The organism is Streptococcus sp. LYSM12, assembly GCF_004569635.1.
In the GTDB taxonomy this organism is placed as follows: Bacteria; Bacillota; Bacilli; order Lactobacillales; family Streptococcaceae; genus Streptococcus.
Map to the genome: position 1 here is coordinate 1 of NZ_SPOZ01000072.1, position 627 is coordinate 627.

Annotated in this window: 2 protein-coding genes; both read right to left on the reverse strand. The window is 43.7% G+C overall.

What is annotated here, in order from left to right; all coding sequences use genetic code 11:
- The coding region (locus tag E4T79_RS10735) for a hypothetical protein (RefSeq protein WP_135030126.1) at positions 1-321 on the reverse strand (321 nt) is incomplete at its 3' end.
- A gap of 28 nt (positions 322-349) precedes the next feature.
- Positions 350-627, reverse strand: a 278-nt coding sequence (locus E4T79_RS10740; RefSeq protein ID WP_194183818.1) for a transposase, incomplete at its 5' end; no start/stop codon positions are given.

Consider the following 627-nt stretch of genomic DNA (forward strand, 5'->3'; position numbering starts at 1 on the left):
GACCGCAACAGGTTCTCCATATTTCTGTTTGAGTTCTACTTCCGCATCACTCTCTTCTGTCACAACCTTGGGTTGTTGGATGGCATCGCCCTCATCTTTGGAAGATTCGGGTGTTGCACTAGAGGCATCAGCCGTTTCCTTATTGACATTCTCAGAGCCAACAGTCTGGCTCTTGGCTTCTTCCAGTGCTTCTTGATAGGCTTGTTCAGCCTGTCCTTGCTCGATGGCCTGCTTGAGCTCTTCTGCATGGGCAATCGGAACCTGTGCTATCACAAGCGTCAGCAAGAGCAGCCAAGTCACCAGTTGTCTAACCTTTTTCATATAGAATCTCCTTTTATAGTCGTTTAGTTTATAAACAGTATTCTAAACTTTCATATACAGACTTTCCAGCTCTGAGTAGATTCCGAACCTTGTTTTTGAGAGTAGCCCAATATTGTTCAATCGGGTTAAGTTCAGGAGAATAGGGAGGTAATGGAAGAAAATAATGTCCCTTGGCTATAGCAAGCTTATCCAATTTCGCTTTAGGATGGAAGCTGGCATTATCCATTACAATAAGATGTGGCTCTGACAAAGAGGGTAAGAGCTGGTTATCAAACCATTTGGTAAAAAAGCGCTCGTCATACTTTC